General features: G+C 64.2%; 19 protein-coding genes and 1 riboswitch. Of the genes, 9 read left to right on the top strand and 10 right to left on the bottom strand.

Annotated elements, in window-relative coordinates; all coding sequences use genetic code 11:
• Positions 1 to 377: 377 nt before the first annotated feature.
• Positions 378 to 1,217 (bottom strand): MOSC domain-containing protein, encoded by an 840-nt coding sequence (locus tag HOP51_RS04885; RefSeq protein ID WP_234272842.1) that lies wholly within the window; start codon positions 1,215 to 1,217, stop codon positions 378 to 380.
• A gap of 101 nt (positions 1,218 to 1,318) precedes the next feature.
• Here HOP51_RS04885 and HOP51_RS04880 point away from each other — a divergent pair, with 101 nt between their 5' ends.
• The 3 genes from HOP51_RS04880 to HOP51_RS04870 all read left to right on the top strand — a co-directional run bounded on the left by HOP51_RS04880 (position 1,319) and on the right by HOP51_RS04870 (position 3,052).
• Complete coding sequence (locus HOP51_RS04880) at positions 1,319 to 1,591, top strand: DUF5666 domain-containing protein (RefSeq protein ID WP_234272841.1); 273 nt, start codon at positions 1,319 to 1,321, stop codon at positions 1,589 to 1,591.
• 87 nt (positions 1,592 to 1,678) lie between these two features.
• Positions 1,679 to 2,059 carry a Rieske (2Fe-2S) protein gene (locus HOP51_RS04875; RefSeq protein ID WP_234272840.1) on the top strand — a complete coding sequence of 127 codons (381 nt, stop codon included), beginning with the start codon at positions 1,679 to 1,681 and terminating at the stop codon, positions 2,057 to 2,059.
• A 111-nt stretch (positions 2,060 to 2,170) separates the two neighbouring features.
• On the top strand, positions 2,171 to 3,052 hold the full coding sequence (locus tag HOP51_RS04870; RefSeq protein WP_234272839.1) for a DMT family transporter: 882 nt from the start codon (positions 2,171 to 2,173) through the stop codon (positions 3,050 to 3,052).
• 78 nt (positions 3,053 to 3,130) lie between these two features.
• Here the strand turns inward: HOP51_RS04870 and HOP51_RS04865 are convergent, their stop codons facing one another.
• The 9 genes from HOP51_RS04865 to HOP51_RS04825 form a co-directional block, all read right to left on the bottom strand.
• Entirely contained in the window at positions 3,131 to 3,904 is a 774-nt protein-coding gene (locus tag HOP51_RS04865; RefSeq protein WP_234272838.1) for an enoyl-CoA hydratase-related protein, read from the bottom strand.
• A 102-nt stretch (positions 3,905 to 4,006) separates the two neighbouring features.
• A complete protein-coding gene (locus HOP51_RS04860) occupies positions 4,007 to 4,855 on the bottom strand; it encodes a 3-hydroxybutyryl-CoA dehydrogenase (protein ID WP_234272837.1) in 849 nt (282 codons plus the stop codon).
• 13 nt (positions 4,856 to 4,868) lie between these two features.
• Positions 4,869 to 6,500, bottom strand: coding sequence for an acyl-CoA synthetase (locus tag HOP51_RS04855; protein WP_234272836.1), 1,632 nt, complete (start codon positions 6,498 to 6,500; stop codon positions 4,869 to 4,871).
• A gap of 86 nt (positions 6,501 to 6,586) precedes the next feature.
• Positions 6,587 to 8,368, bottom strand: a complete 1,782-nt coding sequence (locus HOP51_RS04850; RefSeq protein ID WP_234272835.1) for an acyl-CoA dehydrogenase — start codon at positions 8,366 to 8,368, stop codon at positions 6,587 to 6,589.
• A 163-nt stretch (positions 8,369 to 8,531) separates the two neighbouring features.
• Positions 8,532 to 9,950, bottom strand: coding sequence for an MFS transporter (locus HOP51_RS04845; RefSeq protein ID WP_234272834.1), 1,419 nt, complete (start codon positions 9,948 to 9,950; stop codon positions 8,532 to 8,534).
• A 239-nt stretch (positions 9,951 to 10,189) separates the two neighbouring features.
• A complete protein-coding gene (arcC, locus tag HOP51_RS04840; protein WP_234272833.1) occupies positions 10,190 to 11,119 on the bottom strand; it encodes a carbamate kinase in 930 nt (309 codons plus the stop codon).
• Positions 11,120 to 11,143: 24 nt separating this feature from the next.
• The gene (arcA, locus tag HOP51_RS04835; RefSeq protein ID WP_234272832.1) at positions 11,144 to 12,391 is read right to left on the bottom strand and encodes an arginine deiminase; all 1,248 of its coding nucleotides are present in this window, start codon (positions 12,389 to 12,391) and stop codon (positions 11,144 to 11,146) included.
• 112 nt (positions 12,392 to 12,503) lie between these two features.
• A complete protein-coding gene (locus HOP51_RS04830; protein ID WP_234272831.1) occupies positions 12,504 to 13,943 on the bottom strand; it encodes a YfcC family protein in 1,440 nt (479 codons plus the stop codon).
• Positions 13,944 to 14,072: 129 nt separating this feature from the next.
• Entirely contained in the window at positions 14,073 to 14,717 is a 645-nt protein-coding gene (locus HOP51_RS04825) for a class I SAM-dependent methyltransferase (protein WP_234272830.1), read from the bottom strand.
• Positions 14,718 to 14,780: 63 nt separating this feature from the next.
• On the opposite strand from HOP51_RS04825, the gene HOP51_RS04820 reads away from it, so the two are divergent.
• From HOP51_RS04820 to thiC, 6 genes are all read left to right on the top strand, one after another.
• The gene (locus HOP51_RS04820) at positions 14,781 to 15,173 is read left to right on the top strand and encodes a VOC family protein (protein WP_234272829.1); all 393 of its coding nucleotides are present in this window, start codon (positions 14,781 to 14,783) and stop codon (positions 15,171 to 15,173) included.
• A 67-nt stretch (positions 15,174 to 15,240) separates the two neighbouring features.
• Complete coding sequence (locus HOP51_RS04815; RefSeq protein ID WP_234272828.1) at positions 15,241 to 15,615, top strand: DUF4870 family protein; 375 nt, start codon at positions 15,241 to 15,243, stop codon at positions 15,613 to 15,615.
• 10 nt (positions 15,616 to 15,625) lie between these two features.
• Positions 15,626 to 16,558, top strand: a complete 933-nt coding sequence (locus HOP51_RS04810; protein ID WP_234272827.1) for a lysophospholipid acyltransferase family protein — start codon at positions 15,626 to 15,628, stop codon at positions 16,556 to 16,558.
• 54 nt (positions 16,559 to 16,612) lie between these two features.
• Positions 16,613 to 19,975 carry a hypothetical protein gene (locus tag HOP51_RS04805; protein ID WP_234272826.1) on the top strand — a complete coding sequence of 1,121 codons (3,363 nt, stop codon included), beginning with the start codon at positions 16,613 to 16,615 and terminating at the stop codon, positions 19,973 to 19,975.
• Positions 19,976 to 20,041: 66 nt separating this feature from the next.
• Positions 20,042 to 20,175, top strand: a riboswitch (TPP riboswitch).
• Between the two features lie 79 nt (positions 20,176 to 20,254).
• Positions 20,255 to 20,923 carry a thiaminase II gene (tenA, locus tag HOP51_RS04800; RefSeq protein WP_234272825.1) on the top strand — a complete coding sequence of 223 codons (669 nt, stop codon included), beginning with the start codon at positions 20,255 to 20,257 and terminating at the stop codon, positions 20,921 to 20,923.
• Between the two features lie 34 nt (positions 20,924 to 20,957).
• Positions 20,958 to 22,847: a phosphomethylpyrimidine synthase ThiC gene (thiC, locus tag HOP51_RS04795; protein WP_234272824.1), complete on the top strand. Its 1,890-nt coding sequence runs from the start codon at positions 20,958 to 20,960 to the stop codon at positions 22,845 to 22,847.
• Positions 22,848 to 22,926: the final 79 nt, after the last annotated feature.

The raw sequence follows: 22,926 nt of genomic DNA, 5'->3' as shown, positions 1-22,926 counted from the left end.
GAGCCACCAGGCGAAAGGGCGAGAACGCATCGAAATGAATCAACCGAATCCATGTCAGGGTCGTGACTAGTCTTCCATGCCCATCGAGAAGCCGCAAGCACTGCTCCCCCCAACATCCCAGCCCCCTTGAGGCTACCTCCGGCCGTATCGTTCATCATCAAGCACGTACATCTAGTGCATCCCGGTCTGCCACGGCAGCTCCACGCACTGGCTTACATACGCTATGGTCAATTTCCTACAAGAAAGAAGGGAAAATGATGACAATCTTCATGCAGGAAAGGGACTACCTTGAACTTACTCACGCCGGTTCTTGCACAGCAGTCGTGAGTCCCTTGCTTATGCCCGTCGCCAGGCGGGCTTCTTTTTTCGCCAGCCCGTCAACCCACCAGGAGTTCATCCCCCACTCCAATGGTCTGAGCCGCCCCCTCCAGCAGCGTGGCGTTCTGCCCAAAATAGGCGCCTGGACGCAGCGGCTGTGTCTTCATCTGGATCAGTGTCTGTAGCGGTTCGCCGGGCACGTCAATGGCACCGCTGGACTGATCGATAGTGGTGATCTTGCAACGCTGGCACGGTTTGCGCAGACCGAAGCGGTAGTGCCCCTCCCGCGCCCCTACCTCGCTCCAGCCATCCTCGGCGAAGGCCGAGCTTCCCTCGATGACGATATTGGGCCGAAAGCGGTTCATGGGCAGCGGTACGAGCCCCTTCTGCTGCAGTTCACGGTTGAGGGCTTCCAGCGAGGCGATGGACGCAACCAGGAAGGGAAAGCCGTCGGCAAAGGCGGTATGCGCCTTTTCTCCCTTGAGATAACGCGAATCCACGAGACGCCGATGTTCGTCATCGAAGCGCACCAGGCGTAGCGTGCTGCCGCGCAGGTCGCCGAGCACGGTGGTCAGCCAACGGCTCGCCTCCTCCCCTTCATCCAGCGCCTGGCAGGTATCGTCCCACACATAGGCGGTCAGCCGGGGTTGGTCGCGACGTTCCAGCGCGATGACGAGAGGCTGCGCCTCGGGGTGCTCGAGTATCAGGGCGTCACGCTCGAGCCGAACCGTGACCCTGGCCATGCCCGGCATCTGCCGCTGGGTGATGAAGCGTCCGACCTGATCGACCACCATCCAGTGGCGGTCATACGCCAGGCCACGTACCCCCAGGGTCGCGCGCTCTAGCGTAATTCCACTCAGCGACTTGACCGGGTAGATATTGAGTTCGGCTATTCTCACCAATGCTTCCTCTGCATTTCGTCACAGTTTCGGACTCGCTTTTGCGAGCCAGGCTTCCTAAGATGAATCTTGCTCATTCAGCTCACCAAGGAGATGGCACCATGCTGAAACGTATCGCCTGCGTCGCTTCCGCTCTCACGCTGACCTTTGCCGCGGCTGCCCATGCCGACGACATCGAAGGTGAGATCGAAGCGGTTGATGGAGACAACCAGACTCTGACCGTACAGGGCATCACCTTTCATACCGATAACAATACAGATTACGACGACGGTCTGAGAAGCTTCGCCGACCTGGAGGTCGGTCAGCGAGTCGAGATCGACTTCGACTACGACGGCGAACGCCACCTGGCCACCGAGATCGAGCTGGACGACTGACCAGCTCGTACCTTGGTTTACCAGCGCTGACAAGCGGGCCGACATTAGCGACAATGGCGGCCCGCAATCGGTGACAGGACAGACGGCATGACCCAGGCATGGCAGCAATATCGTAGCGCACCGGCGCTTGGCACGCGCCTTGTCCGTTTCGATGACATTGCTCCCGGCGCAACCCTCAGCCTGACACTGCAGAAAGAGCAAGGCAGTTTTCCCCTGCTGCTGGTGCGTCTGGACGATGCCCTGCACGGTTATGTCAACGCCTGCCCCCATCAGTACCTGCCTCTCGACCAACGCGGCAAGCGAGTACTCAGCCAGGATGGCGAACAACTCCGTTGTACCAACCACGACGCCACTTTCTCGGCCCGCAGCGGTGAGGGTACCGGCGGCCTGGGCCTCGGCTGCACGCTCGATCCGGTGCCGGTAAGCATCGATCACGAAGGCTGGATCGTCGTTGGCATGTCTTCCTGACCAGCACGATCACTGATATTTCACATCAGCAATATTGATAAACAACAGGCTATCCATGGCCCGGCGGCATGGTTTAGGCTTTTTTCTCCACCTGCCTGCCAAGGACGTCGCATGTCGCCGGCCGATTCCCTACGCCTGATCCTGCTTTCGACCCTATGGGGCATGTCGTTCATCTTCATGCGCGTGGCGGTTCCCGAGTTCGGCCCGGTACCGCTGATTCTGGTGCGCATGGGTATCGGCTCATTGCTGTTGTTGCCGCTGCTGTTCAGCCTGCGCTATCTCACGCTGGTATGGGAGAACAAGGGTGGCCTGCTGCTGCTGGGGCTGGTCAACCACGTGCTGCCCTTCAGCCTCCTGGCGCTGGCCACGGTGCGGCTCGAGGCGGGCTTCACCTCGCTGATCAACGCCACCACGCCAATCTTCACCGCCCTGCTCGGGGCACTATTCTTCACCACCCCGGTTCAGCGCCAACAGTATCTGGGGCTGGCGCTGGCTTTCTTCGGAGTCTACGTGCTCTCGGCAAACCGACTGGACTTCGCCCTGGGCGGCGACGGCTGGTTCATTCTGGCCGCCGTTGGCGCCACCTTCTGCTACGGCGTGGCGACCAACTACTCCAAGACCTACCTGTCGCACCTGCCGGTGCGGGTGCTAGCGGCAGGCAGCACCGCCATGTCGGCACTGATCCTGCTGATCCCCGGCCTATGGCTGTGGCCCAGCGAGCCGATCAGCGGCCTGGCCTGGGCCAACGGCCTGGGGTTGGCCATCTTCAGCACCGCGCTGGCCTTCCTGCTCTACTTCGGCCTGATCTCGAGTGCCGGCGCCACTGCTACCTCGACGGTCACCTTCCTGGTGCCGGTCAGCGCCCTACTGTGGGGTTATCTGTTGCTGGGCGAACGGCTCAGCCTGCAGGTGCTGGTCGGCATGGCCATCACCCTGGCGGGCACCGCCATCGCCACCGGGATGATTCGCTGGCGGCGGCGTGAGATCGCCTGAGCCAGGCAAGAGTGTCGGCACACAAGGGCGGCAGCGTATTCACGCTGCCGCCCTGCCTTATACCGCACCGCTAACGAATCAGAAGTTCGGCTTGCGCTTCTCGACGAAGGCGCTCATGCCCTCCTTCTGCTCCTCGCCGGCGAAGCAGAAGGCGAACAACGCGGTCTCCAGCGCCAGGGCGCTGTCGAGGTCCTGGTCCATGCCGTCATGCACGGCCTGCTTGGCGGCACGCACCGCCAGGGGGCCGTTGCCGGCCAGTTGCTGGGTCAGTTCTTCGGCGTAGGCCTCGAGTTCGGCCTGAGGCATCACACGGTTGACCAGGCCGATGCGCAGGGCTTCCTGAGCATCGATCTTGCGCCCGGTGGTGACCAGGTCGATCGCCATGGCCGGTCCTACTCGACGAGGCAGGCGCTGGGTGCCGCCGAAGCCGGGGATCACCCCAAGCAGCACCTCGGGCTGGCCAAAGATGGCGTTGTCACTGGCTACGGCCCAGTCGCAGGCCAGCGCCAGTTCGCAGCCGCCGCCAAGACAAAACCCGTTCACCAGGGCGACCACCGGCACCGGAAGGGCTTCCAGTCGCTTGATGGCACGCAGGGCCTGGCTGGCGAAGGTACGCGCTTCTTCCGGGGTCTTCTCACGCATCTCGGTGATGTCGGCGCCGGCCACGAAGGATTTTTCGCCCGCCCCGGTGATCAGCACCGCGCGCAGGTCATTGCGCTGTTCGAGTTCGGTGAGTACCGCTTCCAGCTCGGTGAGTACGGCACTGTTGAGGGCATTCAATGCCTTGGGGCGGTTGATGGTCAGGCGCACGACGCCAGCGTTGTCGACCACCTCGATCAGCTTCTCGCTCATGTGGGGCTCCTTGCTTGTTGTCAGAACGATACCGACCAACCCTAGCGAACGCTTGGTTGGTCGGCAATCCTTTCTTGGTCGAGCGCAGTAGTGAATCGTCGCTTACTGGTAGACGTGAAAGCCGCGACCCGTTTTCCGCCCCAGATAACCGGCCGCGACCATGCGCCTGAGCAGCGGGCAGGGGCGATACTTGGGATCGCCGAAGCCCTCCTGCAGCACTTCCATGATCGCCAGACAGACGTCCAGGCCGATCAGGTCGGCAAGCTGTAGCGGGCCCATGGGGTGGGCGGCACCGAGTTTCATCGATTGGTCGATGTCCTCGGCACTGGCGGCGCCCTCCTGCAGCAAGAAGGCTGCCTCGTTGATCATCGGGATCAGCAGGCGGTTGACGGCGAATCCGGGCGAGTCGGCAATGGCCACCGGCGTCTTGCCGAGCTGCCGGGTCAGTTCCTCGATGCGGGCCACGGTGGCATCAGAGGTCTGCTCGGCGCGGATCACCTCGACCAGCTTGAGCACCGGCACCGGGTTGAAGAAGTGCATGCCCACGACGCGCTCCGGGCGTTCGCACACCGCGGCGAGCCGGGTCAGCGACAGCGAAGAGGTATTGGAGGCGAGGATCGCATCATGGGTCAGGCGGCTCAGATCGCGGAACAGTTTCTCCTTCAGCGCCGGCTGCTCGGGAGCGGCCTCGACGATCACTTCACAGCCGCGCAGGGCCTCGAGCGAGGTGGTCAGCTCGAGACGCGCCATGGCCTCGCCCTTCTCCGCGTCGCCGAGCTTCTCCTTGGCGACGAGCTTGCCCAGCCCCTTGTCGATGGCGGCCTGCGCCCGGCCGAGCTGCTCGTCGGCCACGTCGTAGAGCTGCACGGGGAAACCGTTGGTGATCAGGACCTGGGCGATGCCCTGCCCCATGGTGCCGGCACCGACCACGCCGATGGTTCGTTGGCTCATCGTGTCTCTCCCTTCAGTGCTTGCGCGCTTCTTCGCGCAGGACGAATTTCTGGATCTTGCCGGTGGAGGTCTTGGGCAGCTCGGTGAAGATCACTGTCTTGGGTACCTTGAAGCGCGCCAGATGTTGGCGGCAGTGCTCGATGATATCGGCTTCGGTCACCTCCGCGCAGTCCACCTTGAGCTTGACGAAGGCACAGGGCGTTTCGCCCCACTTCTCGTCGGGCTTGGCCACTACTGCAACCTCCTCCACTGCGGGATACGAGTAGATGACATCCTCCACCTCGATGGTGGAGATGTTCTCGCCGCCGGAGATGATGATGTCCTTGGAACGATCCTTGATTTCCATGTAGCCGTCCGGATGCCATACGGCGAGATCGCCGGTGTGATACCAGCCGCCCTCCAACGCCTGCTCGGTAGCCGCCTCGTTCTTCAGGTAGCCCTTCATCACGTTGTTGCCGCGCATCAGGATCTCGCCTATGGTCTCGCCATCCTTGGGTACCGGCTCCAGGGTGTTGGGATCGGCCACACAGAGTGCTTCCAGCATGTGGTAGCGCACGCCCTGGCGCGCCTTGATCCTGGCCCGCTGCTCCAGCGAGAGCTCGTCCCATGCCTCGCGCCAGGCGCACACGGTCACCGGACCGTAGACTTCGGTGAGACCGTAGACATGGGTCACCTCGATGCCGAGCGTCTCGACCCCGGCGATCACCGAGGCGGGAGGCGCGGCCCCGGCGGTGGTGACCTTCACCGGGTGATCGAACTCGCGTTTCTGCTCCGCCGGTAGGTTGACCAGGCCGTTGAGCACGATGGGCGCACCGCTGAAGTGGGTCACCTTTTCATCGGCGATCAGGTCCATGATCCGCTTCGGATCGACCTTGCGCAGGCACACGCTGGTACCGGCGTTGGCGGCGATGGTCCAGGGGAAGCACCAGCCGTTGCAGTGAAACATCGGCAGGGTCCAGAGGTAGACCGGATGGTGCGGCATGGCCCACTCGAGGATGTTGCTCACCGCGTTGAGGTAGGCGCCGCGGTGGTGGTAGACCACGCCCTTGGGCTTGCCGGTGGTGCCGGAGGTGTAGTTGAGCGAGATCGCCTGCCATTCGTCCTCGGGGAGCTGGTAAGCGTAGTCCGGATCGCCCTCGGCCAGCAGCGCCTCGTATTCCAGCTCACCAATATGGCGCGACTCACCCTCGTACAGGACATCGTCCACGTCGATCACCAGCGGCTTGATGGCCAGCCGCGAGACGGCATCCTCGATCACCCCGGCGAATTCCGGGTCGACCAGCACGGCCTGGGCCTCGCCATGCTCGAGCATGTAGGCAATGGCCTCAGCGTCGAGGCGAATGTTGAGCGTGTTGAGCACGCAACCAGCCAGCGGCACGCCGAAATGTGCCTCGAACATGGCCGGTACGTTGGGCAGCATCACGGCCACCGTCTCGCCGGGCTTGATGCCGCGCTTCTCGAGCGCCGAGGCAAGCCGGCGACAACGCGCCCAGGTCTCGCTCCAGTTGCGGCGGATATCGCCATGCACCACCGCCGGATAATCGGGATAGATGGACGCGCTCCGCTCGATGAAGGTCAGCGGGGATAGCGGGACGAAGTTGGCCTGCGTCTTGGGCAGGTCCTGTTCGAAGATGCTGTCGTTCATGGTGGGCTCCGAGTGTGGTCTCGTTATTGTGCAGCGCTGGACGCAAGGGCACCGATCGGCGAGTCGACCGATCGGTGCCCGCTGCCTCAGGAGGCGGTGACCGGGAAGTCGATCAGGCTCTGCATGCCGGCTTCGATCACGCTGCGGTTGGCGCGGCCGGCCGGCAGCCACTGGCGCAGGGCAAAGTCAGCGGTGGCCAGCTTGGTCCGATAGAACGGGTCGCTGCTTCCTCCTGCCAGGGCATGACTGGCCTTGAGCGCCGCGCGCCCCATCTGCCAGGCGCATAATACGTGGCCGGCCAGCGCCAGGAACGGCGTGGCGTAGGCCTGAATGGCGTCGGCTCCACTCTGCGGATCGCGGCTCGCCTCGAGTATCAAGGCCATGGCGGCACGCAGGTCGGCGGCACCGGCAGCCAGGCTCTCGCCCAATGCGGCAAGCTCGTCGTTGTAGCGCAGCTCACCGGCGGTAACCTCAACCTCCTCGATCAGCCCGCTCAGCGCCGCACCGCCGTCGCGGGAGAGCTTGCGCCCGGTCAGGTCGAGGGCCTGGATGCCGTTGGTGCCCTCATAGATCGGAGCAATACGAGCGTCGCGCAGCAGTTGGGCGGCGCCGGTCTCTTCGATATAACCCATGCCGCCATGCACCTGCACGCCCAGCGAAGCGATTTCCACGGCCTGGTCGGTGGAGAATGCCTTGACCACCGGGATCAGCACGTCGACCCGTGCCTGGGCGGCCTCGCGCTCGACGGCGTCGGCCGCATGGCGCGCCACGTCCAGTTGAGCGGCGCAGTAGAGCGCCAGTGCCCGCAGGGCATCGGTGCGGGCACGCATGGAGAGCAGCATGCGGCGTACATCGAGGTGCTCGCTGATGGTGGCCTCGGAACCGCGCGCCTTGCCCTGCACGCGGTCCAGGGCGTAGGCGAAGGCGTGCTGACAGGCACGCTCGGCTACGCCGATGCCCTGCACGCCGACCTTGTGGCGCGCCTCGTTCATCATGGTGAACATATGATTGAGGCCGCGCCCCTCCTCGCCTATCAGGTAGCCGATGGCGCCATCGTTTTCACCGAAGCTCAGGGTACAGGTGGGCGAGCCGTGAATGCCCAGCTTGTGCTCGATGGAAGCACAGGTGACGTCGTTGCGCTCGCCCAGGCTGCCGTCCTCGTTGACCAGGAATTTCGGCACCAGGAACAGCGAGATGCCCTTGTTGCCCTCGGGAGCATCGGGCTTGCGCGCCAGCACCAGGTGGATGATGTTCTCGCTGGCGTCGTGCTCGCCCCAAGTGATGAAAATCTTCTGCCCGAACAAGCGGTAATGATTGTCTTCAGGCACGGCTCGAGTACGCACCCTGGAAAGGTCGGAGCCGGCCTGGGGCTCGGTGAGGTTCATGGTGCCGGTCCAACTGCCCTCGACCAGCCTGGGCAGGTAGGTCTCCTTGAGCGCATCGCTGCCGTGGTGGGCCAGCGCCTCGATAGCCCCGGCGGTGAGCATCGGGCACAGCCCCAGCGCCATGTTGGCGCCATGCAGCATCTCCTGCACGCTACTCGCCACCACCTCGGGAAGCCCCTGGCCACCCAGCGCCTGGGACACGCCGATGCCGTTCCAGCCGCCTTCCACATAAGCTTGGTAGGCCTCGGCGAAACCATCCGGCAGGGTCACGCCGCCATCTTCACGACGCACGCAGCCCTGGCGGTCACCGCTGGCATTGAGCGGAGCCCACACCTCGCCGGCCAGCTTGGCGGCTTCCTCCAGCACCGCCTCGACCAGGTCGGGGCTGGTCTCGTCGAAGCCAGGTAGCTCGAGTGAGCGATACTCGAGCAGTTCCTCGAGCACGAAGCGAAGATCACGAACGGGAGCGGCAAAGGGAGACATGGCACCACCTCAGGAAAATGATAACAGTGATAGTAGATTCACTACTTTTCGTTAACCATTATCCCTAGGTCGCCCCCCTGCGGCTATGCCCTGTCGTCGTTCCCCCATAGCGAAACGCCCGGGGCCATCGTGGCACCGGGCGCTTCCGAGTTCGCTCGTGGAATCAGCGACGGCTATCGCCGTCCAGCGGCACCTCCGTTCGCTCGTCTTCGTCCACCTGAGGGAGAGCGTCTTCGTCGTGATAGAAAGCGATACGCGGCTCGTCCGGCGGCGGCGGGCCAACCACGGGCTCGGCCACCTCTACTTCAGGCACGAGGTTGGAGAGATCCTCCACGTGCTCGTGCTCGATGGCACCCTGCACCAGTTCCTCGGTCACGGCCAGCTCGGCACCCACCGAAGACATTGGCGTCGTAGGAGCAAAGGGCGCCACCGGCACCGGTGCGGGACGCACGTTACGCCGCCAGGCGAAGAAGCCAACCAGGAACAGCCCCAGCCCACCGAAGGCCCAGAACAACCCGGCGTCGCCAATCCAGGCCATGGCCGGCGAAATCAACGGAGGGCTGACCGTCGAGCCGATAGCATTGATCAGCAGCAGGCCCTGGCTCATGCGCACCAGCGCCCCCGCCGGCGCGCGGTCGGCGGCATGGCTGACCGCCACCGGATAAAGGGCAAAGACACCGCCACCCAGCAGGAACAGCAGCGCGGCCAGCACCCAGGGGTTGAGCGGCAGCAGCAGCATGCCGGCAGAGATCAGGGTGCAGAAGGCCCCGATCATGATCAGCACGATCTGGCGATCGTGGCGGTCGGACCAGCGCCCGATGGGATACTGCAGCAGCATGGCGCCGAGCACGACCACCGCCATCATCTGACCGACCTGCGCCACCGTAAGACCGATGCGCTGGAGATAGAGCGGCAGCAGCGTATAGACGGCGGCGACTGCCAGACCGGAGCCGAAACTGCCCATCACCCCGGTGGGCGTGAGCGTGATCAGGCGCATCGGCGACAGCGGCTCGGCATGATCGATGAGCGGCGACACTCGGGGGATCATCGCCATCGGCAACACCGACAGCGACGCCAACATGCCGATCACCATGAACGGCGCGGCCTCGCCCATGGCATCGGTGACACCGAGCAACAATTGACCGATCACCCCAGCCGCATACAACGAGATCATGTAGAGCGCGAGCAGCCTACCGCGTACTTTCTGGTCACCGGAGGTGAGCAGCCAGCTTTCGATGACCAGATAGACCCCCACGGTGGCCCAGCCGCCGATCAGGCGTAAGCCGAACCAGGCCCAGGGATCGAAGATCAGGGCCTGCAGCAACACCGTGACCGCCACCAGTGAAGCGAAGCTGCCATAGGCACGGATGTGGCCGATACGCAGCAACAATCGGTCGTTGAACATCGCCCCCAGTGCCAGGCCGATGAAGTACGCCGAGGAGACCCAGCCAATGACCACCGGCGATTCGCCGGCCGCATCCAGCCGCAGGGTAATCAGCGTGGCCAGGAAGCCGTTGCCGATCCCCAGGATGAAGAGCCCCAGCAGGGGAGCCAGAGCCATGGCCAGCAGTTGCCGCGACATGAGCGTGCCTCTCGACAGCATGTGGAAGTATGGAAAGATGACAGAAAGCGTCGTGGAACGCTGCCCATAGCCCCTGCACGGCATCGAAAAATAGCCAACTCTCGATCGGGGCGGCGCGAATCATACGACTATCACGCACCAAGTCAATTGCTTTGTTGGAGCCAGCAAAGACAACCCGAGTATTATCTCGACGATCGACTACAATTCGACAAATTTTTTCTTTCGAATACCCAGCCCGGCTAGCGATAGGTGAGCCCGGCAGCCGCATCGCTGATCCGGGTGCCCCCATGACCACGTACGATTGCCTCGATGTCGGCTAATGTGCCGATCACCGCCTCGTTGCCGGTACGCCTGGCAAAGCCACAAGCCGCTTCGACTTTGGGCCCCATCGAACCGGCAGCGAACTCAATCGCCTCCAAGGCATCCGGATGTGCATTGGCGATGGCCTTGCGGCTCGGATCGCTCCAATTGACGTATGCCGCGTCGACATCGGTGGCAATGACCAGCAGGTCGGCTTGCAATTGCTCAGCCAGCAGCGCAGAACAAAGGTCCTTATCGATCACCGCCTCGACTCCGTGCAGCTTGTGGTTCTCATCGTAGACGACAGGAATACCTCCCCCGCCAGCGCAGATGACGATAGAGCCCTTCTCCAGCAGCCACCTTATCGGCCTGAGTTCAAAGATCCGCTTGGGGCGTGGGCTCGGCACGACCCGACGGAACCTATCGCCATCCGGCGCGATGCTCCACCCTTTTTCCCTAGCCAAGCGTTCGGCTTCGTCCGCCGAGTAGACCGGGCCAATCGGTTTGCTGGGATGCTGAAAGGCAGGATCGTCGGGCTCGACCTCCACTTGCGTCAACAGAGTGGCGAAAGGTACCTCGGCGGGCAGGCGGTTCCCGAGCTCCTGCTCGATCAGGTAGCCGATCATGCCCTCCGTTTCCGCACCCAACACATCCAGTGGATAGGGGGTGACAGCGGTATAGGCCGCTCCTTGCAATGCCAGCAGTCCTACCTGTGGCCCGTTCCCATGGGCGATGACCAGCTCATTGCCCGCAGCCACCTTGGCGATCTGCTCGCAGGCGACACCGATATTGGCACGCTGGGCTTCAGCCGTCATGGGTTCGCCTCGGCGCAGCAGCGCATTGCCCCCGAGGGCAATCACGATACGCATGCCATTGTTCTCCTTGACCTTCGGTCAGTAGTCGATCGGATCACGCACAATGGGGCAGGTCATGCAATGACCGCCGCCGCGCCCACGGCCCAGTTCGCTCGCGTCGATGGTGATCACCTCCACCCCGGCCTTGCGCAGCAGGGTATTGGTGTAGGTATTGCGGTCATAGCCGATCACTACGCCGGGCTCGATCGCCACGACGTTGTTGCCGTCGTCCCACTGCTCACGCTCCGATTCGAACCAGTCGCCTCCAGTCTCGACGACACGCAGTGCCTTCAGGCCAAGCGCTTCGGCAACGACGTCCAGGAACGGCAAGGTTTCGCGACGCAGGTCGATGCCGCCGGGCTTACTCTCGTCGGGACGCAAGCTGAATGTCACGATTCCCTGCACCACCTCAGGAAATACCGTAACCAGGTCACGATCGCAGAAGCTGAATACGGTATCCAGATGCATGGCGGCACGGGATCTTGGCAGCCCGGCGACGATGATTCGCTCCGCGGCCTCGGCATCGAAGAGAGACTGGGCCAGTTGACCGATGGCTTGTCGCGACGTGCGCTCCCCCATACCGATCAGGACGATGCCCTTGCCAAGCGGCATCACGTCGCCCCCCTCCAGCGTGGCCAGCCCATGATAGCGCTCAGGGTCGCCATACCAAGTTCGGAACTCCGCGTCGGTAAAGGAGGGATGGAAGCGATAGATGGCCGTGGTCAGCAGCGTTTCCTGCCGTCTGGCCTCCCAGTACATCGGGTTCAGCGTGACCCCGCCATAGATCCAGCAGGTCGTATCCCGGGTAAAGACGGTATTTGGTAGAGGCGGTAGGAGGAAGCTCGAATGCCCCAGGTAATCACGAAACATCTTCAGCACTTCCGCCCCTTGCGTCTCGGGAAGGTCGGCACCCGAGATGCCGCCGATGAGATAGGTCGCCAGTTGCCTTGCTTCCATTTCGTCCAGCCACGCGCGAACTTCGTCTGCCAGCCCGACCCCGACGAGATCGGGAGTAATCTTGCGATCCAACACCCACTTTCTTGCGTCAGCGCTTTTCAAAATATCGGCCAGCAGGTTGTGCATCTCCAGCACTTCCACCCCACGCTCACGCATCTTGGTCACGAAATCGAAGTGGTCGCGCTTGGCCTGGCTGACCCACAGCACGTCGTCGAACAATAGCTCGTGGCAATTGCCCGGCGTCAGACGCTGGTGGGCAAGCCCCGGCGAGCAAACCAGCACCTTGTGCAATGTGCCGACTTCGGAATGTACGCCTAGCAGCATCGACATGGGACGCCTCCTTTTGCATGTCTCGCCAACGGTTGCGTTAGTGGCTAACTGCCTAGTTACGCCTCGAACCGGCAGGTGGCCGTGCACGCATTATTCGATACCTTGCAGTGACTCACCCCAGCATTGCCGCCAGACTCAGACAGCCGAGGATGACCAGAGTAAGAATCACCAGCAGCGGCCACATGAAGCGCAGCCAGCGTTCATAAGGCACACGCCCTATCGCCAACGCCCCCATGACCACGGCAAAGGTCGGATTGATCAGATTGACCAGGCCATTCGCGGATTGGTAGGCCGTTACCACCAGGTCTCGCCCTACTCCCGCAAAGTCGGCCATCGGTGCCAGCACCGGCATGCTCATTACGGCCAGCCCCGAGGAGGAGGGGACGAAGAACGACATCATGATTTGAAGCCAGTACATGACGTTGATGAAGGCAACGTTGGAGAGGCCGCTCACCCGCTCCTCGGACCAATGCAGAATGGTATCGGTGATGAGACCAGCATCCATGATGACCACGATGCCCCGCGCCAGACCGATGATCAGCGCCACGCCCAGCAGTTCCTTGGCACCGCCGACGAAGGATTCCACGAAACGCACCTCTCCCAGGCGGGCCGTCACGCCGATGACCAGACTGGCCGCCAGGAAGAGCGCCGTCATCTCGCCCATCCACCAGCCGGCCATCAGCACTCCCCACACCATGATCAGGAAAGTGGCGGCAAACAGGGCGAGCACCAGCTTGCGAGTACGAGTGAAAGGAAGTTCTTCCGCGCTCCGCTGGCTCAGGAAATATTCTCGGTCCGCTTCGCGCCGGTCGCCGACGATGGAAACCTCGGGGTTTCGTTTGACCTTGGCCGCGTAGCGCATCACATAGAGTACGGTGGCGACGAAGCACAGCACCAGGATCACAAGCCTGAGGGTCAGGCCGTCGGTGAAGGGTATGCCGGCAGCATCGGAAGCGATGACCGTGGCGAAGGCGTTGACCGTCGAGCCCAGCACCCCGACCCCCGCACCCAACAGAATGATCGCCACTGCCGTCACCGAGTCGTATCCCGCAGCAATGATGATGGGGATCAACAGCATGTAGAAGGCCAGCGTCTCCTCGGCCATTCCATACGTCGTGCCGCCCAGGGCGAAGAGCCCCATTAGCAGCGGAATCATCCACTTTTCGTGTCCTGCCATGCGTTTCATGGCACGCCCGACACCGGCATCGATGGCACCGGTGGCCGTGACTACGCCAATGAAGCCCCCAATGATCAGAACGAACAGGGCAACGTCGATCGCATTGGCCTCGTAGCTGCCGGGGTCGTACAAGCCGGCCACGGGCGCCATCAGCACGTCCCAAGCATTCTGTGGGTTGGCCTCGACCTGCTGGTAGCTGCCCACTACGGTGACCTCGCGCCCCAGCGACTCGTCGTATGCCCTCTCGTACTGACCTGCCGGCACGACCCAGGTCAGTACCGCCGCCAGGATCGTCAAGCCAAACAGAATGGTAAAGGCAGTCGGAAAACGAAATCGCTTCTCGCTCTTGCTGGCTACCACCTCCGCGTTACCCATATTCCCTCCCCTGGCATCGCCATGCTGCGCGGGACACACCCGCCAATCGCAGGAAGGCATCGACGCGCTTGTCTGCCCTATGACTCTAGGTCAGTCGCGGCAAGGGAAAATTGATGGACATCAAGAACGTCAGCGAACAGAACGTTTCTGGAACAGCGCAATATCTGCGGCGGGAAACTCGACGTTCATGCCGAGCCGCTCCGCCAGCCACTCGAAGCTCGCTTCGCTGAAGAAACACACATGGGTCGGATCGAGTATGTAGTGCCAGCGGGCGAAGGCCTCCTCGCTGGTAACACGTTTGGTCATCAGGCCCAGCCAGCCCCCTTCGGGCAGCAGAGTCGCAAGGCGCTCGAGCTCACGTCCCGGTGCGAACAAATGCTCCACTACTTCGGTGGCGGTAATGAAATCGTAGCGGCGCTTGAGGACGGCGGGATCCGGCGCGTAGAAAGGATCGTAGATGGCCATCGGATAGCCCGCCTCCTCGAACATCAGCGACAGCGTCGGCCCAGGACCGGCACCGAAGTCGAGCCCGCGAGCACCCGGTGCCAGCCGACGTTCGAGCGGATCGAACAGGCGCGACAGGAAACGGCGATAGCCAGGGTCGTCGGGGAGGTTCTCGTGCTGGTCGTAGACCGCTTTCTCTTGCTCGGGCGACAGGCGCTGCTCCGGTGGTACGAACGCCAGCCGGCAGTTCTCGCAACGGTAGTAGTCGCGTCTCGCATCGCGATGAAAATGGCGCGAACGAGTGCCAGTGCATAGCGGGCAGGTCGGCATCGGCGTATCCTTTTGGGCCTGACGAAACAAAGTGGTGAAACACAACATTACGAGGAGGCCGCAATGCTGTCAGGTCTAGACCATCTGGTCATCACCGTGACCGACATTTCCCGCGCCGTGGACTTCTATTCACGAGTGCTTGGCCTCGAGGTGCGCTATCGGGATCGTGAGCACGTCGACCTGATACTCGGCGATATCGCCCTGTGCCTGCACTGGACGGCGACCGACATCGAACCGCGCGCCGCCACCCCCACGCCGGGCAGTCTCGACCTGTGCCTGCGCAGCCTACTGCCATTGGACGAGGTGCAGCGCCATCTGGAAGCGCTGGATATCGAAGTCGAACTTGGCCCGGTCCCGCGGCAGGGAGCCAACGGTCCTATCGAATCGATCTACCTGCGCGACCCGGATGGCAACCTGCTGGAGATCAGCCGCCCGATCAAGGAGGTACTCGAATAGCCGCCTCCCTGGCAATGTCGCCCGCGGCCGGTATCATTGACGCAAACCATGACCGACTGGATGACTCATGAACGATAGTCCCGAGAGCCGTAACGTCATCGATTCGGGCGGCACGCCCGACACCACCCTGCCCATCGTCGTCTACGCCCTGTTCCTGGCAGGCATCGTCACTGGCGGCCTGACCATGCTGGTCGGTGTGGTGATCGCCTATGTCTATCGCGGCCAGAATCCACACTGGTTCGATGAGCACTACCGTTATCAGATCCGCACCTTCTGGCTTGCGGTGCTCTACTTCGCCATTTCCGGCCTGCTGATGCTGGTACTGATCGGCTTCGTGACCTGGCTGGTGGTGATCGTCTGGCTGGTGGTGCGTTGCGTCAAGGGCATCAAGCGCTTGCAGGAGCACCGCGAGCCCGAGAATGTGGACGCCTGGCTGATCTGAGTCTGAGTCCATGAGCGAGTCGCAGCCCACCTCCACCACCACCCTGCGGGGACGCGCCATTGCCACACTGTGGCGCACCCTGGCCGGCCGTCGCCCCGCCACGCTCTGGCGTCTGGCCCGCATCGCCGGCCCCATGGTGCATCGCTTGAGCCGTCGCGAGCGCGAGGTCACCGAGATCAATCTGGCCGAGGTCTACCCCGAGCAAGCTGCCTCGGGGCGTCGCCAGTTGGCCCGTGAAAGCCTGACCCACTCCACCGCCACCATGCTCGAGCTGGGCTTCGCCTGGATGGCTGCACCGCAGCGGGTCGAGGATTCGATCATCGAGATCCATGGTCGCGAGCTGCTCGACGAAGCCAGGGCCGAAGGGCGCGGCGTGATCGTACTGGCCCCGCACTTCGGCAATTGGGAGATACTCAACTTCTGGCTCTCGAGCCACTTCCCCTTCACCGCCATGTACGAGCCCCCCAAGATCGCCGAACTCGACCCGGTGATCCGGCAGGGGCGCGAGCGCATGGGCGCGAGCCTGGTACCGACCAACCCACGCGGCGTCGCGGCCCTGCTCAAGGCACTCAAGCGCAGCGAGGCCGTCGGCATCCTACCGGACCAGGAACCCGACTGGGGCAGCGGCGTATTTGCCCCCTTCTATCGTCGCCTGGCCTACACCGCGACCCTGCTGCCCAAGCTAGTCGCGCGCACCGATGCCCGGGTTGTCACCGGCGTGGCGCGACGTCTTCCCGGCCGCGGCTTCGCCATCCACTTCCTCGCCGCCGACGAGCGCGTCTACTCTGTCGACGAGACCGAATCGGCCACCGGCGTCAACGCCTGCGTGGAGGCTGCGATCACGCTGGATCCCGCCCAGTACCAATGGGAATACAAGCGCTACCGCAAGGTCATCGAGGAGCAGCAAGGCGTGCCGAACCACCAGGAGTTTCGGCTCTATTGATCGGCCTCGCCGCTCCCAAGGAGGCCAAATGTCTCAAGGACGAAGGAGCATGACATGATCCTACCCACGCCACGCAGGACGCTGGCATGGCTCATAGCGCTCCCGGCGGCACTCTATTTTTTGTATCTCGCGGTCGCCAACTTGCTGATCAACAGCGACTGGGCTCGCGGCCAGCTCGAACGCGTGCCGCAGCTAACGCTGGAGTGGGAGCGGGCCTGGACAACCTACCCCGGCCACCTGCAGGTCACGGGGCTCCGTCTTGGCGGCAGCGCCGCCGAGCGCCGCTATGCCCTGGAGGCGCGGCACGCCACCCTGCGCATCGCTCTCGCTCCGCTGCTCGCTCGCGATGTGGAGATTCGCGCCCTCGATGCCGAGGGCATCCGCCACGCAAGCCTGGACGACTACCGCCTGCGGGGCGACGGCACGCTGCACTTGGCCGGTATCCATTGGCGCGCGGGAGAACTGGCCGCCAAGCGTGCGGCGCTGGCCCTCTCCAGCGGCGCCGTCCTGCATGGCGACACCGCACTGGTGGAAGACGTGACGCTGGACGCCGACCTGCGCCTCGCCCCACTGACGCTGGCCGAGCATCCCAGCGCTGAAGCGGCCCGCTTCGTTTCCGGCAGCATCGTCCTGGCCGGACGCAGCGACGCCTACGAGGTTTTCAACCCCTACCTCGCTGCGCTGGGCTGGCTCGAGGTCGATGGGCGTGGCGACCTTACCGGCGACATCGCCATTGAGCGCGGCGAAGTCCAGCCGGGCAGCCGCCTTCGCCTCGACTCCCCTCGCCTGAGCGTGCAACTCGACGAGCGCCACTGGCTGGAAGCGGGGGCGCTCTATCGCATCGACGGCTCCGGCGCCATCGAGGTCGAGGTGGCGCAAAGCGCACGCCTGGCCCTCGAACTCGATGACATCGAGATGGTCCAGGCGACACCCGACACCTCGGCCCAGCCGCTGCTCGGCGGGGAGGGGTTCCGGCTAGCGCTGGAGACCCCTAAGCTGCGCCTGCACGCCCCGCCGGACGAACTGCTGCGCGCCGAACTGAACTGGCGCAACGCCGAGGCATACGACATCGCCGCCTTCCAGCGCTATCTACCGCCCCTCGTACCGCTGATGCTGGAAGGGGGTACAGCCAGATTGCAAGGCGGACTCAGCTACGACGCAGAGCACCTCACTGGCGGCTTCGATCTCGCCGGAGAAGCCATCTCGGTGCGCCTCGGGGAGCAGCCGCTGATCGGCCGGCTGGGCCTGCACCTGCCCATCGCCGAACTCGACGTCGAAGGTGGCACGGTGGACGTTTCCGGTACCCGCTTCGACCTGGAAGCCGCCGCCCCTGGCGAGGCACAACCGCTCACCACATCGCTTGCGCTGCCCATCGCCCGCTTTCACTCGCCGCTGGCATGGCGCGAACTGGACGACACCACCCTGCGCGATAGCGAAACTCCATGGCAAGCGGGGCTGGACCTGCGTGGCCATGTTGCCAATCTCGCCGTGCTCGACCCTTTTCTCAGCGGACTGTTCGATGGACGCGGCCTTGCCCTGCAAGGCGGCGGCCGGCTCGATGGCTCGCTTCAGGTTCGCGACGGCCAGCCGCTGCCCGGCAGCCGACTCGACGTTCGGTCCGAAGCACTGGGCGCCCGCTTTCTCGACTTTCACGCTCGCGGCGACGGCCGCGTCCATCTGACGCTGACGGCTGGCGAGCTTCACTCCCAGGCAAGCGTGGAGCTCGTCTTCGGTGAGGTGGACCTCACCCGTCTCAGCGATGGCCGCCGGCTATTCCAGGCCGAGCATCTCGTGCTTGCCGCCGCCGCTCAGGCGGATCCACAGGCCACACGCTCCGCCACCGCAGAGATCGAGTGGCATGGCGCACGCATCCCCGACGTCAGCGTGCTCGATGCCTACCTGCCGCCAACGGCCCCGTTACAGCTGCACGGCGGCCAGGCTGGGAGCAGTGGGCAACTGTTCATCGACGAGGAACGCGCCCGGGGGCAGGCCACCCTGTCGGGCGATGCCATTCGTGGCCGCCTGCTGCAGGAAGCGTTCGAAGGGAAACTGGAGCTGATCCTCGAGCTGCACGATCTCAACCCCGCCGGCCAACGTCTGGACCTCTCCGGCAGCCGCCTGACCCTTGATGCTTCGACGAACGGCGCCGAGCCCCTGCGTACCCAGTTGGTGGCCCGGCAGGCAAGACTCCAGGGCGGCTTCGACTGGCCCGGCAGCAAGGCGTCGCGCCGACCGCTTTCCGGCACGCTGCAGTTGGACGGACTACTCGACCGGCTCGGCTTTCTCAACGCCTTTCTGCCCGACGAGCACGGTCTAGCCATTCAGGGTGGCGGACGCCTGAGCGCCGACCTGCGCTTCAGCAACGGCCAAGCCACCCCCGGCAGCCAGTTGCGCGTTCATTCCGAGCGGCTCGGCGCCCGCTTCATGCACTACGAGGCCTTCGGCGACGGCTCGCTGAGCGTGACGGTCGACGATCCCGGTGCCGAGTTCAGCCTGTCGCTGCCCCGCTTCGGCCTACGCCGTCAGGCGGACGAAGGTGCGCTGATCGAGGGTCGGCTGCTGAGCATTCATAGCCGCGCACGCCATTTCGATCTGCCCGAGGGACTGCGCGAGCTAAGCACGCGCATCGATCTTCCCTACCTGGTGGTGGCGGATCTGGCCGCGCTCAACGACTACCTGCCCCAGGGTGGCGCCATCGAGCTGCTCGCCGGCCAAGCCCGCATCGCCACCCAACTGCAGCTCGAAGGCATGCACGCCAGCGGCCGGCTGGAACTGCATGCACCGGACGCCCGGCTCGCCCTGCACGAGCAGACGCTAGAGGGTGCTCTGCACCTGGAGGCCCGGCTCACGGACGGTGACCTGGAGAATCTTGACTTCGACGTCTCCGGCTCACGGCTCAGCCTCGACGGCGTGCGCCTGGCGGATGCCGGCGGCAGCCTCAGCCACGGCTGGTGGGCGCGGCTCGAGTTGCCCAAGGGGCGCATGCGCTGGGAACGACCGCTGGAACTCGACGCCCAACTGGAGCTGGCCATGCGCGACAGCGGCCTGCTGGTAAATCTGCTCATCGATGCCACCCGCGAACGACGCTGGCTGCGTGAGCGCCTCACGCTCGGTGAGGTGCACGGCGAGGCGCGGGTGATGCTGAGCGACGACACCGTACGGCTGGAGAATCTCGCCGTGCAGGGCGGCGAGCGCCTGGAACTGCTGGCCAACCTCGCCCTGCGTGACTCCCAACTTGCCGGACGCGCCTTCGCCCGCTATGGGCCGCTGCGGCTGGGCATCGAGATCGACGAGGGCAGGCGTCGCTGGCAGCTGCGCAACGCCCGCTCGTGGTACGCCAGCGGGCTGCCTGCCAGCGAGCTGGTGCTGCCCGTGAGCGAGGCCTGGTTCGAACGGCTGGACGTCCAGGTGGAATGAATCAGGTGGAATGAACCAAATGGCCCGGATGGCTGGAAAGCGGCCGCCGACCTGCTAGACTGGCCACAACGCTTGACGGGGTGCCGGTGGAACCGGCTGAGATCGCCATACGACATGTCTGCTGCAGACACGTCGTCACGGCGGGGCCCGTTGAACCTGATCCGGCTCGTACCGGCGTAGGAATCAAGCGGTGGCCAGGGCGCCAGTACACCCCTCCTCAGCCCTGACCCACTCTTCCCCTTCGCCCGCGCTCCGGATCCGTTCGCACCCGGAGGCAAGATGGGCTATCGCTTCACCGACCTGACCCGCGCCTGCCACGACGACTGGCGCGCCTATATCGAGCATGATTTCGTCTGCGGCCTGGGCACCGGCACCCTGGACGAAGGTGCCTTTCGCCACTACTTGCAGCAGGACTACCTGTTCCTGATCCATTTCGCCCGCGCCTATGCGCTGGCCGCCTACAAGAGCCGCACCCTGGCCGACCTGCGCCAGGCCCACGAGGGGCTCAAGGCCATCGTCGACGTGGAGCTCGGCCTGCACGTGGGCTACTGCCGCGAGTGGGGCATCACTGAGGCGGAGCTGGCCGCGCTGCCCGAGGCCCGGGCCACCATGGCTTACACCCGCTACGTGCTCGATACCGGCAACCGCGGCGACCTGCTCGACCTCCACGTGGCGCTGGCTCCCTGCCTAGTGGGCTACGGCGAGATCGCCAATTGGCTCAACGCTCAAGACTCCACGGTACGCGGCAACGCCAACCCCTATGACGCTTGGATCGCCATGTACGAAGGCGAGGAGTTCCAGGCCGCCATGCAGGCGGAACTGGGATGGCTCGACGCCCGCCTCGCCGACATCACCCCGGCACGCTTCGACGAGCTCGTCGAGGTGTTCCGCGATGCCACCCGGCTCGAGATCGATTTCTGGCAGATGGGGCTCGACCACAGCCTCTGACTCACCGACAACAACGCACCAAGGATTCCCGACCATGAGCAAGACCGCCCACTTCCTCGCCGAGACCGCCAAGGTCGACGACGCCGCCATCCAGCCGCTGCCCGGCTCGCGCAAGCTCTACGTCGAGGGCTCGCGCCCCGACATCCGCGTGCCCTTTCGTGAAATCTCGCTTTCGCCCACCAGAACCTCCGGCGCGAACGAAGAGAATCCGCCGCTGCTGGTCTACGATACCTCCGGCCCCTACACCGACCCCCAGGCCGAGATCGACCTGCGCCGCGGCCTGCCCGAGCTGCGCCGCGCCTGGATCGAGGAGCGCGGTGACACCGAGTTCCTCGACGGCCCCACCAGCGAGTACGGCAAGCGCCGCGCCAACGACCCGACCCTGGCCCAGTTACGCTTCGACCTGACCCGCACGCCACGCCGCGCCAAACCCGGAAAGAACGTCACCCAGCTCCACTACGCTCGCCAGGGCATCGTCACCCCGGAAATGGAATTCATCGCCATTCGCGAGAACCAGCGCCGCCAGGCTCTGGGAACGGCAGAGGTCGAGCGCATCCTCGGCCACCAGCACGCCGGCCAGGGCTTCGGCGCCCGGCTGCCGGAGGAGATCACCCCGGAGTTCGTGCGCCAGGAGGTGGCTGCGGGCCGCGCCATCATTCCCGCCAACATCAACCACCCGGAATCGGAGCCGATGATCATCGGCCGCAACTTCCTGGTGAAGATCAACGGCAACCTGGGCAATTCGGCGGTCACCTCCTCCATCGAGGAGGAGGTCGACAAGATGACCTGGGGCATCCGTTGGGGGGCGGATACCATCATGGACCTGTCCACCGGGCAGAACATCCACGAGACCCGCGAGTGGATCATCCGCAACTCGCCAGTGCCCATCGGCACCGTGCCCATCTACCAGGCGCTGGAGAAGGTCAACGGCGTGGCCGAGGACCTTACCTGGGAGGTGTTCCGCGACACCCTCATCGAACAGGCCGAGCAGGGCGTGGACTACTTCACCATCCACGCCGGCGTGCTGCTGCGCTACGTGCCGCTCACCGCCAAGCGTGTCACCGGCATCGTCTCCCGCGGCGGCTCGATCATGGCCAAGTGGTGCCTCTACCATCACCAGGAGAGCTTCCTCTACACCCACTTCGAGGAGATCTGCGAGATCATGAAGGCCTATGACGTGGCCTTCTCCCTGGGCGACGGCCTGCGCCCCGGCTCCATCGCCGACGCCAACGACGAAGCGCAGATGGCCGAGCTCAAGACCCTCGGCGAGCTGACCAAGATCGCCTGGAAGCACGACGTGCAGGTGATGATCGAAGGTCCCGGCCACGTGCCCATGCACCTGGTCAAGGAGAACATGGACAAGCAGCTCGAGTACTGCGACGAAGCGCCCTTCTATACCCTCGGTCCGCTAGTCACCGACATCGCGCCGGGCTACGACCACATCACCTCGGGCATCGGCGCGGCGATGATCGGCTGGTACGGCTGCGCCATGCTCTGCTACGTCACGCCCAAGGAGCACCTCGGCCTGCCCAACAAGGACGACGTCAAGACCGGCATCATCACCTACAAGATCGCCGCCCACGCCGCCGACCTGGCCAAGGGCCATCCCGCCGCCCAGCGTCGCGACAATGCCCTCTCCAAAGCGCGCTTCGAGTTTCGCTGGGAGGATCAGTTCAATCTCGGCCTGGACCCGGATACCGCCCGCGAGTACCACGACGAGACCCTGCCCAAGGACTCCGCCAAGGTGGCCCACTTCTGTTCCATGTGCGGACCCAAGTTCTGCTCCATGAAGATCACCCAGGAGGTACGGGACTACGCGAAGGAGAACGGTCTCGAAGGCGACGCGGACGCGGTGATGAAGGGTATGGAGGAGCAGGCGGAGAAGTTCCGCCAGCAAGGCGCGGAACTCTACAAGGAGGTGTGATTGTTCTTCGCTTGACACACGCCGGCCCAAGTGGCCGGCGTGTTTTTTGCCACCGCAGGCGACAGCACGGAGCGCTCGG

The sequence above is a fragment of the Billgrantia zhangzhouensis genome (assembly GCF_021404465.1).
GTDB lineage: Bacteria > Pseudomonadota > Gammaproteobacteria > Pseudomonadales > Halomonadaceae > Halomonas > Halomonas zhangzhouensis.
This window is presented reverse-complemented; position numbering and strand designations above follow the sequence as displayed.